This window comes from Glycomyces albidus, assembly GCF_009451885.1.
GTDB lineage: Bacteria > Actinomycetota > Actinomycetes > Mycobacteriales > Micromonosporaceae > Glycomyces > Glycomyces albidus.
In genome coordinates, this window is the sequence record NZ_WIAO01000005.1 from 44,389 (window position 1) to 59,865 (window position 15,477).

10 protein-coding genes and 1 tRNA gene are annotated in these 15,477 nt (G+C 71.2%); 9 read left to right on the plus strand and 2 right to left on the minus strand.

The annotated features are described in order from the left end of the window. The first annotated feature begins 157 nt into the window (after positions 1-157). The gene (locus GFD30_RS06085) at positions 158-2,089 is read left to right on the plus strand and encodes a serine/threonine-protein kinase (protein WP_194201863.1); all 1,932 of its coding nucleotides are present in this window, start codon (positions 158-160) and stop codon (positions 2,087-2,089) included. A gap of 276 nt (positions 2,090-2,365) precedes the next feature. On the opposite strand, the gene GFD30_RS06090 is transcribed toward GFD30_RS06085, so the two are convergent. Beyond that, complete coding sequence (locus tag GFD30_RS06090; RefSeq protein ID WP_153024320.1) at positions 2,366-3,361, minus strand: ribonucleotide-diphosphate reductase subunit beta; 996 nt, start codon at positions 3,359-3,361, stop codon at positions 2,366-2,368. Positions 3,362-3,514: 153 nt separating this feature from the next. Next, entirely contained in the window at positions 3,515-5,905 is a 2,391-nt protein-coding gene (locus tag GFD30_RS06095) for a ribonucleoside-diphosphate reductase subunit alpha (protein ID WP_153024321.1), read from the minus strand. Between the two features lie 393 nt (positions 5,906-6,298). Here GFD30_RS06095 and GFD30_RS06100 point away from each other — a divergent pair. The 8 genes from GFD30_RS06100 to GFD30_RS06135 all read left to right on the plus strand — a co-directional run bounded on the left by GFD30_RS06100 (position 6,299) and on the right by GFD30_RS06135 (position 15,404). Then, positions 6,299-6,371 (plus strand) — tRNA-Arg (locus tag GFD30_RS06100). A gap of 325 nt (positions 6,372-6,696) precedes the next feature. Further along, positions 6,697-7,692, plus strand: coding sequence for a glycoside hydrolase family 11 protein (locus GFD30_RS06105; RefSeq protein WP_153024322.1), 996 nt, complete (start codon positions 6,697-6,699; stop codon positions 7,690-7,692). A gap of 188 nt (positions 7,693-7,880) precedes the next feature. Further along, complete coding sequence (locus GFD30_RS06110) at positions 7,881-8,537, plus strand: LppX_LprAFG lipoprotein (protein ID WP_153024323.1); 657 nt, start codon at positions 7,881-7,883, stop codon at positions 8,535-8,537. After that, positions 8,527-10,008 carry an MFS transporter gene (locus tag GFD30_RS06115; RefSeq protein WP_227995888.1) on the plus strand — a complete coding sequence of 494 codons (1,482 nt, stop codon included), beginning with the start codon at positions 8,527-8,529 and terminating at the stop codon, positions 10,006-10,008. The genes GFD30_RS06110 and GFD30_RS06115 overlap by 11 nt, the downstream gene beginning before the upstream one ends. Positions 10,009-10,046: 38 nt before the next feature. Further along, positions 10,047-10,337, plus strand: coding sequence for a GNAT family N-acetyltransferase (locus GFD30_RS06120; protein WP_153024324.1), 291 nt, complete (start codon positions 10,047-10,049; stop codon positions 10,335-10,337). A gap of 350 nt (positions 10,338-10,687) precedes the next feature. Next, on the plus strand, positions 10,688-11,176 hold the full coding sequence (locus tag GFD30_RS06125) for a histidine phosphatase family protein (RefSeq protein WP_153024325.1): 489 nt from the start codon (positions 10,688-10,690) through the stop codon (positions 11,174-11,176). Between the two features lie 209 nt (positions 11,177-11,385). After that, complete coding sequence (locus tag GFD30_RS06130) at positions 11,386-13,350, plus strand: HelD family protein (RefSeq protein WP_153024452.1); 1,965 nt, start codon at positions 11,386-11,388, stop codon at positions 13,348-13,350. A 296-nt stretch (positions 13,351-13,646) separates the two neighbouring features. Further along, positions 13,647-15,404: an ABC transporter family substrate-binding protein gene (locus GFD30_RS06135; RefSeq protein WP_194201864.1), complete on the plus strand. Its 1,758-nt coding sequence runs from the start codon at positions 13,647-13,649 to the stop codon at positions 15,402-15,404. Positions 15,405-15,477: the final 73 nt, after the last annotated feature.

A 15,477-nucleotide genomic window follows, 5' to 3' on the forward strand; every position in this document is an offset into this window, starting at 1 on the left:
GCCCTCAAGACGCAGCGGCGCGCACCTGAGCGCTGACACGCGCATGCGACCTGACACATCACGACCTGAACATGCTCGACCCAGCGAGCTCGACACCGGCTCGACACCCAGACAGATTTTCGGCTTGCACGCTTGCCGAGAACGGAGGCTGCTTCCAGTGGACACCATCTCGTCCTACGGTGCTCCAACCGGTCCACTCGCCCCGAACGCCACCTTCTCGCCCCCGCGGACCCGCCCCGAGCCCGACCCCGAAGCCCTGCTCCACGGCATCGAGCGCCTGACCGGCTTCACCGAGATCGACCGCGGCGCGTACTCGACCGTCTACAGCGCCACCCGCTTCGACGACGGCGCCGAAGTCGCCGTGAAGATCGAGTCCCGCCCGCTCACCGACGACGCCTCCCGCGAGCGCTTCCGCCACGAGGTCCAGACCGCCGGGCGGCTCTCCGACCACCCGTGCGTCGTCAAGATGCTCTCGGCCGGCCTCACCCACCAGGCGAACCCGTACGTCGTCATGGAGCGGTGCCGCGGATCGGTCGCCGACCTGCTCGACCGCCACACGACCATCCCGCCGCACCGCACGATCGAGATCGGCATCCGCATCGCCGACGCTCTCGCCGCGGCCCACGACGCCGGGATCGTCCACCGCGACATCAAGCCCGCGAACCTGCTGATCGACCACCACGGCCACGCCGTGCTCGCCGACTTCGGGCTCTCCAGCCTCATCCCCGTCCCCCGCCCGGGCGAGCGGTTCACGATGATGGCGACCCCCGCGTACGCGCCGCTGGAGGTCTTCCAGATGCGCGAGATCGGCCCCAGCGCCGACGTCTACTCGCTCGCGGCCACCCTCTACGCGATGCTCAGCGGCAACCCGCCGCGCTTCCCCGCCGACGGCGACCTCGACATCAACGAGGTCGCGGCCCTGTTCGACCTGCCGATCCCGGCGATCCCCGGCATATCGCCCCTGCTGCTCGAGATGCTCCGCACAGCGCTCATCAACAACCCCGACGGGCGCCCCACCGCGGTCGAGTTCCGCGAGTTCCTCGCGAGCATCCCCGAGGCGTCGACCGGGATCATCCCGCGCGTCGCCGACGACCCCCCGCGCGCGTCCGTCTCGCCTGCGCCCCAAGGGGTCTACGGCGCGTACAGCTCGCCGCCCACGGACTTCCGCGAGCCCGGCTCCAGGGCCGGCCTCGGCTCCGACCGCGGGTTCGGCGCCGCCCCCGCGCCCGGCTACGCCGAACTCGACGGGATGCCCGACTCGCCTTCGACCCTCCGCCTGGCGCCCTCGAAGCGCCGCGACGGGAGCCCCGACACGGCGAACCCGTCCTCGACCCGCCGCGCCGCACGGGCCGCGCGCTCGACCGCCGCCGCGCCCGCCTCCGCGGGCACCGCGCGCATCCCCAGCCCGCCCGTGAGCCCCCCGGTGAGCCCGGTCGCCTCTCCGGCGCCGTCCGGCGACTTCGGGAGCGAGACGTCCCGCTGGGAGTCCTTCGGCGCCCGCGACGACGACCGCGACTCGCGCCTGCCCGTCCCGGTCCCGCGCAACGAGACCGGCCTGACCCGCCGCGAGCGCCGCCTCAAGGAGGGCGACACCGGCTCCGGCATCGGGCGCCTCATCGGCATGGGCGCGGTCGGCCTGGTCGTCCTCGGGCTCCTCATCACCGGCGCCGTATGGCTCTTCGGCGGCGGCGACGAGCGGACCGACCTGGCCTCGCAGTCCATGGCCGACGACTACGTCTCCGAGTGCACGCTCGCCGTCGAAGGCGCCGGCTGCGTCACCGAGCCGACCTGCTTCGACGCCGCGTTCGCCTCGGTCGACTGCGAAGCCGCCCACCTGTGGGAGGCGTACGCGACCGGGCAGCTCCCCGAGGGCGTCGCCGACGCGGAGGCCGCGAGGGCCGACGCGACCGTGGCCGCGGCCTGCATCGACGGCCAGGCCGACGGCGGCCCGCTCTCGCAGCTCGTCTCCAGCGAGGCGGTCGACTGGGTCACCGACGTCCACGTCCCCGGCGACGGCACGTTCCTGTGCGTCGCCCAGCTCAGCGACGGCACCGAGGCTTCGGGCGCGACCTTCCCCCGGGCCGGGTAGCCACCGCAGCCCGAGGATGAAGCCACGCCCCGGCGCACCGCCGCCGGACCGCGTGCGAATCGACGCGCACCGACCCGGAATTCGCGCGGCGGCGACCGTCCCGAGTACGCAGCAGGCCCCGGCACCGCGAGGTGCCGGGGCCCGGCTCAGCCGCGCGCGGGGGACTGGGTTTCCTTCACGGCTCGCAAGCTTCACCGCTGTGCTCATGCACGGCCGGCGGGCTTCACCGGCCGTGCATGAGCACGGTTCGCAAGCGCACCGCTGCGCAGCCTGGGATCAGAACTCCTCGTCGAGGTCGACCTTGCCCTCCACGGCCACTTGGTAGGCGGTCGGCCGGCGTTCGAAGAAGTTCGTCAGCTCTTGGACGTCCTGGAGCGCCATGAACGGGAACGGGTTCTCCGAGCCCCACTTCTTGGGCATGCCGAGGCGCACGAGGCGCTGGTCGGCGGCGTACTCCAGGTACGACTTCATGTCCTTGACGGTCATGCCCGGCATGCCGTCGCCGATGAGGTCCTCGGCGAACTGGAGTTCGGCCTCGACGGCCTCTTCGAGCATGTCGGTGACCTGCTGCCGCATCCGCTCGTCGAACAGCTCGGGTTCCTCCTGGCGCACCACGTCGACGACGCTGAACGCGAAGTTCATGTGGCAGGACTCGTCGCGGAACACCCAGTTGGTGCCGGTCGCGAGCCCGTCGAGGAGGCCGCGGCTGCGCAGCCAGTACACGTACGCGAAGGCGCCGTAGAAGAACAGGCCCTCGATGCACGCGGCGAAGCAGATGAGGTTGAGCAGGAACGTCCGGCGGTCCTCGGCGGTCTTGAGCTCCTGCAGGTCGAAGACGGAGTCGATCCACTTGAAGCAGAAGTCGGCCTTGCGCTTGATCGACGGGATGTTGTTGACCGCGTCGAACGCCTTGGTGCGCTCCTCCGGGTCGGGCAGGTACGTGTCGAGCAGCGTCAGGTAGAACTGCACGTGCACGGCCTCCTCGAAGAGCTGGCGCGAGAGGTAGAGCCGCCCTTCGGGGGAGTTGACGTGCTGGTACAGGTTGAGCACCAGGTTGTTCGCGACGATCGTGTCGCCGGTGGCGAAGAAGGCCACGAGCCGGTGGACGAGGTGCTGCTCCTGCGGCGTGAACTTGGCCAGGTCGGTGAGGTCCGAGGCCAGGTCGACCTCTTCGACGGTCCACGTGTTCTTGATGGCGGCCCGGTACTGGTCGTAGAAGTCCGGGTACTTCATCGGTCGCAGGGTCAGGTCCATACCTGGGTCGAGCAGCATGGGCGGTCCTCTCGGTTGTCGGTTCGCGTCGGGGGTGGCGGGCAGTTCGAAGGCGGTGGCGGTGCAGGAGCCGCGGCGGCTCGGCGGCCGGCGGTCCTGCGGCCGGGCGGCAGCGGAGAGGGCCGGACCCCGCGGGGTCCGGCCCTCGCGGTCCTACTGGCAGGCCTCGCAGCTCTCCGGGTTCTCCAGGGAGCAGGCGATGTCGGCCGGGATCACTTCGAGCGCCGTCGCCGCGGCGGCGGTCTCGGCGGGCCGCTCGGCCGCTCCGGCGGCGCTCACGGTCGTCTGGTTGATCCGCGTGGCGGGACGGCTGCGCAGGTAGTACGTGGTCTTCAGGCCCTGCTGCCACGCGTACCGGTACATCGACGAGAGCTTGCCGATGGTCGGGCTGGCCTGGAACAGGTTGAGCGACTGGGCCTGGTCGATGAACGGCGTGCGGGCCGCCGCGAGGTCGATCAGGGCGCGCTGCGGCAGCTCCCACGCGGTGCGGTACCGCTCCTGGAGGTCGGCCGGGATTCCGGCGATGCCCTGGACGGAGCCCTCGGCGACGACGATCGCCTGGCGGATCTGCTCGTTCCAGATCCCGCGCTCCTTGAGCTCGGCGATCAGGTGCCGGTTGACCTGGAGGAACTCGCCCGAGAGGGTCTCGCGCTTGAACACGTTGGAGACGACCGGCTCGATGCACTCGGCGCAGCCCGCGATCGACGCGATCGTCGCGGTCGGCGCGATCGCGATCATGAGCGAGTTGCGCAGGCCGTGCTCGGCGATCCGGCCGCGGACGGCGTCCCACCGGTCGGTGAGCGTGATCCGCGCGTTCGGGTAGTGGTCGATGTGGAGCACGCCGTCGGCGGCGCGGGTCTCCCCGAAGTTCGGGTGGGCCCCGAGCTGCTCGGCGAGCCCGGTGGAGGTCTCGAACGCGACCAGGGCGATCCGCTCGGCGATCGCGGTCGAGAGCCGCAGCGCCTCCTCGGAGTCGAACGCGAGCTTCAGCTTGAAGAACACGTCGGCGAGGCCCATGCAGCCCAGGCCGATCGGGCGCCACTTGCGGTTGGCCTTCTCGGCCTCCGCGGTCGGGTAGAAGCCGAGGTCGATGGTGCGGTCGAGGAACTTGACGGCCGAGCGGACCGTCGCCTCGAGCCGCTCGAAGTCGAAGCCGTCGGGCGTGCAGTGCTCGGCGAGGTTCACCGACCCGAGGTTGCACACGGCGGTCTCGGAGTCGTTGGTGACCTCGAGGATCTCGGTGCACAGGTTCGACAGGTGGATGACGTTCTCGCGGCGCGCGGTCTGGTTCGAGGTCCGGTTCGCGGTGTCGGAGAAGGTCATCCAGCCGTTGCCGGTCTGCGCGAGGGTCCGCATCATGCGGCCGTACAGCTCGCGGGCGGGGACGGTCTTGCGGGCCTTCCCGGCCGCCTCGGCGGCCCGGTACGCCTCGTCGAACTCGTCGCCCCACAGGTCGACCAGCTCGGGGGTCTCCTTGGGGTCGAACAGGGACCACTGGGCGTCGGCCTCGACCCGGCGCATGAACTCGTCGGGGATCCAGTTCGCGAGGTTCAGGTTGTGGGTGCGGCGCTCGACGTCGCCGGTGTTGTCGCGCAGCTCCAGGAACTCCTCGACGTCGGCGTGCCAGGTCGCCAGGTACACGCACGCGGCGCCTTTGCGGCGCCCGCCCTGGTTCACGGCCGCCACGGACGAGTCGAGGGTCCGCAGCCACGGCACGATCCCGTTCGAGTGGCCGTTGGTGCCGCGGATGAGCGAGCCGCGCGAGCGCACCCGCGACCAGGCGATGCCGATGCCGCCGGCGTACTTCGACAGGCGCGCGACCTGGCTGTACCGCTCGTAGATCGAGTCGAGCTCGTCCTTGGGGGAGTCGAGCAGGAAGCACGAGGAGAGCTGGGCGCGGCGGGTGCCGGAGTTGAACAGGGTCGGCGAGGACGGCAGGTACGCGAGGGCCGACATGAGCCGGTAGAGCTCGGCGGCCTCCTCCACGGACTGGCTCAGCCCGCACGCGACGCGGAGCATGAAGTACTGGGGGCGTTCGAGGACGGTGCGGTGCTCGGGGTGGCGCAGCAGGTACCGGTCGTAGACGGTGCGGAGTCCGAAGTACTCGAAGCGGTCGTCCGCGGCGTCGTCGATGACCGCGTCGAGAGCCTCGGCGTTGGCCTCCACGAACGCGACGAGGTCGTCGGCGAGGAGACCGTTGTCGCGGCTCGCCGCGATCGAGGTGGTGAACGAGGTGACGCCCTCGCCCGCGGTCTCCTCGGCGATGTGCTCGGCCAGGAGCCGCGCCGCGAGCTTGGAGTAGGTCGGCTCGGAGGCGACGCTCGCAGAGGTGATCTCGACGGCGCGCTCGCGCAGCGCCGCCTCGGTCGCGCCGGGCCACAGGCCGGCCTCGATCTGCGCGACGACCCTCTCGGCGTCCACATCGGGCAGTCCCGCCGCGTGGGCGCGGATGCGCTCGGCGATCCGGGCCGCGGGACCCGGCTCGGGTCCCCGCTGCTGCGGCGCGGTGGTGGTGGCGGATGGCGTGGTGGCGAGCCCGGTCATCTCTGCATCCCCTCATGGTGTGCGGTCCCTGCAGACCGCACGGTTCTGGACGGCGCGTGGCGGCACGGCGGCACTGCGGCCCCACGCGGTGGGAACGCGGTGAGAGCGGAGTGCGACGGCACCGACCTTGACAGAGGGGAATCATACATGTTGTGGTCGAGCCGTGGGGCCTCCCCAAGATGTTGCGTTTCTCAGTCGATTCGCTGAGTGAAACCGCAGCGTGTCCGCTAGGCTCGGACGTTTCGGCGGAGTCAGACTATGCCCGTCCACCGACACTGCGGCCGCCGAATCGCGGGACCGGCGGAAGGTGTGATCCTCACCGGGCAAACCGCCTTCGGCCCCCGCGCCGGAGGCTGGTAGCATCGTTCCGTCCGACGCGTCGGGCGATTGCACGCCTCCGTAGCTCAGTGGATAGAGCACTGGTTTCCGGGACCAGGTGTCGCAGGTTCGAATCCTGCCGGGGGCACGAGCATCACAGGCCATCCGCAAACTGCGGGTGGCCTTTTTGCTGCGTGTTGGACGGTCGATAGTTCCGGAAGTTTCAGCGCCAGGTTGAATGCGTTTACCGGGTTCTGGATGACGGATTTCGACGGTTCTCGTTTGACCGGACTCGTGAGCTGGTGGAACATCGGGAGTTCGCAACCGCTCCGACCCGAAAAGTTCCGAAAGTTTTCCGGAAGTCATTGACATGTTCCGGGCTGAGGTCCACGATGGTCCCTATCGAAAGATAGATGGCTTTCGATTCGGCTTTGCGAGTCGCATGCCGGTCGGCACCCTTCCAAGGAGTTTGGATGTCCACCTACAATCCGCCCCCCAGCATCTTCAGCCGGCGGAACCTGCTGCTCGGCGGCACGAGCGCGCTCGCGCTCGGGGCCACCGGGATGTTCCTCCCCAACGCGGCGCAAGCGCAGCAGGTGATCACCACCAACCAGGAGGGCACCCACAACGGGTACTACTACTCGTTCTGGACCGACACCCAGGGCCGGGCCTCGATGACCCTCGGCGCGGGCGGGAACTACAGCTCCCAGTGGAACGGCGCCAACAACTGGGTCGGCGGCAAGGGCTGGGCCAACGGCGGGCGCCGGACCGTGAACTACAGCGGCTCGGTCAACCACGGCAGCAACGGCTACCTCGCCCTCTACGGTTGGACCTCCAACCCGCTCGTCGAGTACTACATCGTCGAATCGCACGGCCCCTACAACCCCAGCAGCGGCGCCTCCGGCCGCGGGACGCTCACCACCAGCGGCGGCACCTACTGGCTCGGCGTGTCCACCCGCACCAACGCCCCGTCGGTCGAGGGCACCAGGACCTTCCAGCAGTACTGGAGCGTCCGCCAGGGCAACCGCAGCTCCGGCACGATCAACACCGGAGAGCACTTCGACGCCTGGGCCCGCGCGGGCCTGAACCTCGGCGATTTCCGGTACTACATGATCATGGCGACCGAGGGCTACCAGTCCACCGGCAGCTCCAACATCACCGTCGACAGCACCGGCGGCAACCCCGACCCCGATCCCGACCCCGGCACCGGTCCCTGCACGGCCGTCCTCTCGGCCGGACAGCGCTGGGGCGACCGCTACAACCTCAACGTGAACGTCTCCGGCTCCAGCAACTGGAGGGTCGTCCTGAACATGCAGGGCGCCTCGCGTGTCAGCTCCTACTGGAACTGCAGCGCCACCTGGCCCACCGCGACGCAGATGGTCTGCACGCCGAACGGCAGCGGCAACAACTTCGGCATCACCGTCATGGCCAACGGCAACTGGAACTGGCCGACGGTCTCGTGCGGTTAGCCGAGCGACGGGACCCGGCACCCTGCCGCCGGGGCCTCCGCTGAGACCGCCCGCGGCCGCGGGCGGTCTCTCCCGTTCCGCCGCCCGGCCGCGGCCGTCCGGCACGGCCGCGGCGGCGGACCTGTTCTTCATGTGCGCCTGGTCTTTCTCGGTTTCCCGCCCGAATCCGCGGGGCATAGGATCCCCCTATGCGATCGAAACTCCCCGTGATCGGCGCCGCCGCCCTCGCATTCCTGGCCGCCTGCTCGGACCCCGCGGACGAGATGCCCTCCGGCGACGAGGTGGTGCCCAGCGCGTCGGCCGTCATGGCCGAGGTCGAGTCGGTCCACTTCGAACTCGACGTCGAGGGCGAGGTCGAGGGGTTGACGGTCAAGGGCGCCGACGGGGTCGTCACCGCGGACGGGGAGGCCGAGGGGACCGGGACGATCACCGCGCTCGGCATGGACCTCGAGGTCGACTACACGATCATCGGCGAGCGCGCCTACGTCAAGGGCGTCACCGGCGGCTACCAGGAGATCCCGGTCGGGGACGAGATGCTCCCGTACGACCCGACCGTGCTCCTCGACCCCGGCCGCGGCATCTCGGCGCTCCTGGACGCGGTCGAGACCGCCACCCCGGAGGACACCGAGGCCGTCGGCGGCTACGACACCTACCGGTACGACGTCGTGTTCGACCCGGCCGCGTTCGCGGAGTTCCTGCCCGCCGCGGGCGACTGGAACAACGCGACGGTCTGGTTCGACGAGGAGACCCTCCGGGTCGTGAAGGCCGAGTTCGCGCAAGGCGACGCGACCGTGACGCTCCTGTTCGACGACTACAACGAGCCGGTCGAGATCGTTGCGCCCTGACCCGTACTCCGCCTCGCGCCCCGGGCGCTCGCGGCTCGCCGTGGGCGCCGCGGGAGCCGCCGTCCTGCTCGGCTCGATCGACGCGTACGTCCTGGTGAGCGTCCTGGTCGACATGATCGGCGAGCTCGAGATCCCCGCGAACCACCTCGAGCGGGCCACGCCGCTGGTCACCGGCTACCTGCTCGGCTACATCGCCGGGATGCCGCTGCTCGGGCGGGTCTCGGACCGGTTCGGGCGCCGCATCGTCATCCACGTCTGCCTGGCCGCGTTCGCGATCGGCTCGATCGTCAGCGCCGTCGCCCTCGACCTGGCCCCGCTCGTCGCCGGCCGCGCCCTCCAGGGGCTCGCGGGCGGCGCGCTCCTGCCGGTGACGATGGCGCTCGCCGCCGACCTGTTCGCCGCGGAGCGGCGCGCGGTCGTCCTCGGCTGGGTCGGCGCGGCCCAGGAGCTCGGCGCGGTCCTCGGGCCGCTGGCGGGCGCCGGGATCGCCGCGCTCGTCGGCTGGCGCGGCATCTTCTGGATCAACGTCCCGCTCGCGGTCCTCGCCGCCCTGGCCGTCCACTTCGCACTCCCGTCGGAGGCGCCCCGCCGGGCCGTGCGGGTCGACTTCCTCGGCGGGGGCCTCCTCGCGGTCGCCTTGGCGCTGTTCACCGTGGGCCTGTACAACCCCGAACCCGAGGACTCGGTGCTCCCCACGTGGGGGCCGCTCGCGATCGCCGCCGGCCTCGCGGTGCTGGCCCTGTTCGCGCTCCAGCAGCGCCGCTCCCCGGTGCGCCTGCTCGACCCGGACGGCGTCCGCTGGCGCCCCTATGCGGCGTGCCTGACCGCGAGCGCCGCGGCCGGCGCGGTCCTGATGGTGACGCTCGTCGACACCCAGCTCCTCGCCCAGACCCTCCTGGGGCTCGACTCGGCCGGCGGCGCGCTCCTGCTCATGTGGTTCCTCGTGGGCCTCCCGATCGGCGCGGTCGCGGGCGGGGTCCTGGCCTCCCGGTACGGCGAGCGGGCGCCGGCGCTCGCCGGGTTCGCCGCTGCCGCCGCCGCTTACGCGTGGATCGCGGACGCGGTCCCCGACGTCGGCCTCGGGCTCGCCTTCGCGGGCGCGGCCCTGGGCCTGACGATCGCCCCGCTGTCGTCGGCGTCGCTCCGCGCCGTCCCGGAGGACCGCCACGGGACGGCCGCGGCCCTCGCGGTGGTCGCCCGCATGATGGGCATGCTCATCGGCGTGGCCGCCCTCACCTCCTGGAGCCTCCACCGCTTCCAGGAGTCCACTGCCGACCTCGACACCCCGCTCCCGTTCGGGATCTCCGAGACCGAGTTCCTCGAACGCCAGGAGGTCTACCTCGAAGCGATCGACCGGGCCCTGGCGGCCCAGTACGCCGACGTGTTCACCGCGGCCGCGTTCATCTGCCTCGCCGGGGCCGCCGCCTCGGTCGCGCTCCCGGGGCGGGCGAGAGTGACGAGCGCCGTCTAGGCGCGACTGCGCGGCGCCCGGCCGGATATGGTTGCGCCATGGCGGATCTTTCTGTCGCCGAGAACGGCGACGAGCACCGGTACGAGCTGCTGGACGACGCGGGGACCGTGCTCGGGTACCTCGAGTACCTCGTGCGCGAGGACTTCGTCGTCCTGCCCCACACCGAGGTCGACCGCTCGCTGCGCGGCCAGGGCTGGGGCGACCGGCTCGTGCGCCACGCGCTGGACGACCTGCGGACCAAGGGCGCGAAGGTGTACCCGACCTGCCCGTTCGTGGACCGCTGGATGCAGCGCCACGAGGAGTACGAGGACCTGCGCTACCAGCCCTGACCGGCCGCGTCCCTCCCGGCGGCGCCGGACCGGCGGCGATGAACCTCCGCGTTCAACCCGGCTGCGCCCCTGCCGCCCGATGCCTTGAGCGCTCCGCACCGCCTTGAGGGCTCCGCATCCTCGAGTTCGCGCCCCGTCGCCTCGAGCTCCCGCTCCGCGCGGTCCAGAGCCCCGTGTTCAACCGCCCTCGGCCGCTCCGCCGCGGACTGTTCACCTCCGCGCCAACTCCGGGTTCAACTGTCGTTCATCTCCGAATGAAGCATTCTCAATATGCGTCTCCCGGTTCCCTCCGTCCGGCCGACTCGATGCCGTGTCGCGCCAGCCCGCACCTCCGCGAACGGGGGCCGCCGATGCTGTCCGCGCTGATCCTGCTGCGCCACGTCTCCGACGGCGCCGCCGACGCGCCGCTCACCGACGCCCAGATGCGCCGGGCCTGGGCGCTCGCCGACTTCCTCCAGCTCTACAACCCGACGACGCTCCTGAGCGGACCCGGCCGCGCCTGCGCCGACACGCTCGCGCCGCTCGCCAGCCGCCTCGACCTCAAGGCCGCCCCGACACCGGACCTCGCGGCCGACGCGCCGAAGCTCGGCCCCGCGCACACCGCCGTCTGGCTCGCCGCCCGCGCCCTGCGGTGCCTGCCGGACCCGCGGCGCACCAGCGTCGTCTGCGCCGAAGCGCCCGTGCTCGCCGCGCTCCTCGTCGCGGTCGCCGCCGTCGACGGCCACGACCTCGCCGCCCGCGCCCAGGAACCCGCCGAGGACCTCCCGCCCGGCGCCGGCTGGGTCCTCCACCGCGACGACGGCCGCCTGGTCGACGTCAAGCCGCTGAGCGTCCGCTAGGACGCGCGCTAAATCGATTGCGACCCCGCTCCCGGCCCCGGTAGGGTCGACGGTTCGCCTTTCCGCCGAAGCCGTGCGCAGCCCGTGCCGCGCTTGAGCGCGTCCGCGGACGGGCAGATCAGCGACCTGACAAATCCACCGGGGAGACTCCTGTGTCAGAAGCCGAACTCCAAGAGGAAATCGCACACCACGAGCGCGCGCGCGAGTACATGGCCGCCATGCGCGCGACCACCGAGGCCATCCACCGCACCTACGCCGGCGAGGTCGACGAGTCGGGCAAGAACCTGGGCATCGGCGACGTCGGCATCGACCAGCACTTCGGCTGGGTCATGGCCAACTACACCGTCCCGCGCCTCGCCGACCTGACCGACCGCGGCATCGCCCTGTTCTTCGGCCGCATCTGGATGGACGACGGCGAGGACTTCCACATCGGCCGCCGCCACATCCGCGACGAGCACGGCGACCCGCTCGTCCTCGACTGGCGCGCGCCGCTCTCCGAGCAGTACTACCGCGCCTCCGCCCACGACCGCCGCGACGTCGCCCGCCGCCGCCGCTTCGGCTTCCAAGGCGCCCGCCTCACCGGCTTCGAGGACGAGAACCTCCTCTTCGGGGAGGAGGTCGCCTCCGACATCCTCACCGCCGAGATCGAGCGCCCCCGCACCGGGCCGATGCGCGACATCGTCGCCACCATCCAGCCCGAGCAGGACGAGCTCATTCGCCGCGAGGCCGGCACCAACCTGTGCGTCCAAGGCGCGCCCGGCACCGGGAAGACCGCCGTCGGCCTCCACCGCGCCGCCTGGCTCCTCTACAACTACACCGACAAGCTCACCAAGTCCGGCGTCCTCGTCGTCGGCCCCAACGAGGGCTTCCTCTCCTACATCTCCGGGGTTCTCCCGACCCTCGGCGAGACCTCCGTCTGGCAGACCACCGTCCACCAGCTCACCGGCGCCCACACCGCCGCCGCGACCGACAGCCACGAAGCGGCCCTGGTCAAGCACGACGAGCGCATGGCCCTCGTGTGCGAGCGGGCCGTCTGGGGACACGTCGGCACCGCCGCCGACGGCGGCGTCACCGCCGAGGAAGGGCTCCTGATCGCCGACGGCGGCTGGCGCTGGCGGCTCGGCCTCAACTTCCTCGAAGACGCGATCGCGAACGCCCGCAAGCACACCCGCACCTACACCGCCGGACGCAAGGCCGTCGAGGAGGCGATCGTGCAGGGGGTGCGCCGCCAGGCCGAGATCCGCTCCGGCCACTCCCCGGACGGCAAGTGGGCCACGAAGCTCAAGCGGACCCCGTCGGTGCAGGCGTTCCTGGACGGCGTGTGGCCCAAGCTCAACGGCAAGACCGTCATGAAGAAGCTCTACGGGAACCCGGACTTCCTCGCCGACGCCACCCGCGGGATCCTCACCGAGGAGGAGACCGCGCTCCTGACCGGCAAGCCCGGCAGGCCCACCGCGGCGGACCTGCTCATCATGGACGAGATCGAATCCCACCTGAAGCTGCGCGACCCTTCGGACTCGTACGGCCACATCGTGATCGACGAGGCCCAGGACCTGTCGCCGATGCAGTGCCGGGTCATCGCCCGCCGCTCGGGGAAGGGCTCGGTCACCGTCCTCGGCGACCTCGCCCAGGGGACCACGCCGTGGGCCGCCGCCTCATGGGAGGACCAGATGCGGCACCTGGGCAAGGAGCAGGTCGAGCACACCGAGCTCACCACCGGATTCCGCGTGCCCGCGGTCATCATCGAACTCGCCAACCGGGTCCTGCCGCACCTCGGCGTCGGCGTCGCCCCCGCCCGGTCGATCCGCTCCGACGGGTCCCTCGACATGGTCGCGACCGCCGACCTCGAAGCGGGCGTGCGCGACGCGGTCGCCAAGGCCCTCAGGGAGGAGGGCCTGGTGGGCGTGATCGCCGCGGACGAGCGCGCCGCCGCGCTCCGGCCCGTGCTCGAGGGGACCGACCGGGTCGAGCTCGTCGCCGCCAGCCTCGCGAAGGGCCTCGAGTATGACCACGTGGTGGTCGTCGAACCGGTCGAGATCGTCGAAGCGCCCGCCACCGGCGGCGCCACGGTCGAGGGCGTCGGCCTGCGGCACCTGTACGTCGCGCTCACCCGCGCCGTCTCCCGGCTCACCGTCGTCCACGCGCGGGACCTCCCGGCCGAGATGCGCCCCTGAGATACCCCCGGTTTGATACCGATTCGATCACAATCCTCGGGCGCCACGGTGAACGCCGGGATTGTCGCGCAAAGGAATGAAATCTACGGGTCCTTTCCAGAGATGTCCTTTTAGGCCCACTGCCAGCGCTTTCGCCCGCCCCAGGCGCCTCATCCGTATCCAATGGACGGTCAATGAGGACACTTGGGGCGGGCTGGCATCGCATGCTCATATTCGCCTAGAACCGTGCGAAGGGCACTCCGCACGGTCTCCGGCGGACCGCCGGAGGCCGCGCGGCGACGAGCATGAGGAGTGGGATGTTGCGAGCAGGACGACCTGGACTCGGCGCCATCGGCGCGGGCGCCGCCCTGGTCATGGTCGCGGGCGGCACCACCGCCTGCGGAGTCGGAGCGGGAGCCGGCGACCCCGGCTTCCAGGACTGCGCGACCGACCCGGTCGCGTGCAACTCCGGCGAGCGCGCCGACGGCGGCGAGATCACCTGGGGCATCGACGGCTCCTGGACCGGCTGGAACCCCAACCTGAGCGCCGAGTACACCGTGTACACGCTCCAGGTCACCGCCCCCTACTGGCCCGCGGTCGGCCAGTTCGACCAGAACGCCGAGTTCGTCGTCAACGACGCGATCTTCGCCGGCGAGCCCGAACTCGTCAACGAGAGCCCCATGCAGGTCGAGTACACGCTCAACCCCGACGCGAACTGGGGCGACGGCACCGGCATCGGCCTCGACGACTTCATCTACACCTGGTACGCCCGCTCCGGCGACGGCGACCTCTGCAAGGACTGCACCCCCGCGGCCGCCACCGCCGCCGAAGTCGTGTCCATCGAGGAGGGCGCCACCGCCGACAAGATCGTCATCACCTACAGCGACCGGTACGCGTCCTCGGAGTGGAAGTACGAGCCCGTCCTCTCCAACCCCGCGCACATCGCCGACGAGCAGGGCCTCGACTGGAAGCACGACCCCGCCGACATGGCCGCCGCCGAGACCTACTTCTCGCAGACCGTCCCCACCTGGTCCGCCGGCCCCTTCGAGATCCAGGACGCCGTGACCGGCGAGTACGCGATCTTCACCCCCAACGACGACTGGGCCGGCTCCACCGAGGTCACCCTCGACAAGCTCACCCTGAAGTCCTTCGACTCGGTCGAGTCGATCATCACCGAGATGCGCCAGGGCACCGTCGACGGCGCCAGCCCCGGCAGCATCAGCGCCGAGAACGTCGCGCAGCTCGCCGGCGAGGGCGAGATCGACTTCAACGTCGACCGCGGGCCCCTGTGGCACCACATCGACATCAACGTCGGCAACGAGTTCCTCTCCGACCCGGCCCTGCGCACCGCGGTCTTCCAGGCCATCGACGTCGAGGAGATCATCGCCCGCACCTACGCGAACGTCCAGTCCGACGCCGCCCGCAAACTCAACCACCTATACCGCAACGACTCGCCGAACTTCGAGGACCACCTCACCGCCACCGGCCAGGGCGCCGGCGACATGGAGCTGGCCCGCGACACCCTCGACGCCGCCGGGTACACCTGGGACGGCGAGGGCCGCCTCCTCGACCCCGAAGGCGAGGCCGTCGCCTTCGACTACCGGTACGCCGACGGCTCGGCCGACCGCCAGACCATGGCCGACCTGGTCGCGTTCAACCTCGCCGACATCGGCATCGAGGTCGAGCTCAGGCCCTTCCCGGCCGCGGAGCTCGGCCCGACGCTCGACGAGTCGAACTTCGACATGATCGCCTTCGGATGGACCTCCCAGCCGGTCATCGTCAACTCCGCCCGCCAGTTCTGGGCCTCCGACGCCCCCACCAACTACGGCCGGCTCGACGACCCCGCACTCGACGCGCTCATCGACAGCCTCGCCCTCGAACCGGACCCCGAGAAGGCCGCCGAGATCGGCAACGAGATCGCCCGCCAGGTCGTCCAGGACGCCTACCAGCTCCCGCTGGTGAACACGCCCGTCGCGATCATGGCCTCGCCCGAGCTCGTCAACGTCCGCGACAACTGGGCATCCCAGCAGCGGGCGCTGTACAACGTGGCCGAATGGGGCCTCCGCGCCGCATAGCCGAACGAGACCGCCGATCGGGACCGCCGATCGGGACCGCCGGCGGGGGCCGCCCGCGCCCGGGCCCCCGCCC

Bases quoted from the DNA above. Each gene is read 5' to 3' on its own strand.
- GFD30_RS06090 (WP_153024320.1), bottom strand. From the start codon at position 3,361: ATGCTGCTCGACCCAGGTATGGACCTGACCCTGCGACCGATGAAGTAC.
- GFD30_RS06095 (WP_153024321.1), bottom strand. From the start codon at position 5,905: ATGACCGGGCTCGCCACCACGCCATCCGCCACCACCACCGCGCCGCAG.
- GFD30_RS06105 (WP_153024322.1), top strand. From the start codon at position 6,697: ATGTCCACCTACAATCCGCCCCCCAGCATCTTCAGCCGGCGGAACCTG.
- GFD30_RS06110 (WP_153024323.1), top strand. From the start codon at position 7,881: ATGCGATCGAAACTCCCCGTGATCGGCGCCGCCGCCCTCGCATTCCTG.
- GFD30_RS06120 (WP_153024324.1), top strand. From the start codon at position 10,047: ATGGCGGATCTTTCTGTCGCCGAGAACGGCGACGAGCACCGGTACGAG.
- GFD30_RS06125 (WP_153024325.1), top strand. From the start codon at position 10,688: ATGCTGTCCGCGCTGATCCTGCTGCGCCACGTCTCCGACGGCGCCGCC.
- GFD30_RS06130 (WP_153024452.1), top strand. From the start codon at position 11,386: ATGGCCGCCATGCGCGCGACCACCGAGGCCATCCACCGCACCTACGCC.
- GFD30_RS06135 (WP_194201864.1), top strand. From the start codon at position 13,647: ATGTTGCGAGCAGGACGACCTGGACTCGGCGCCATCGGCGCGGGCGCC.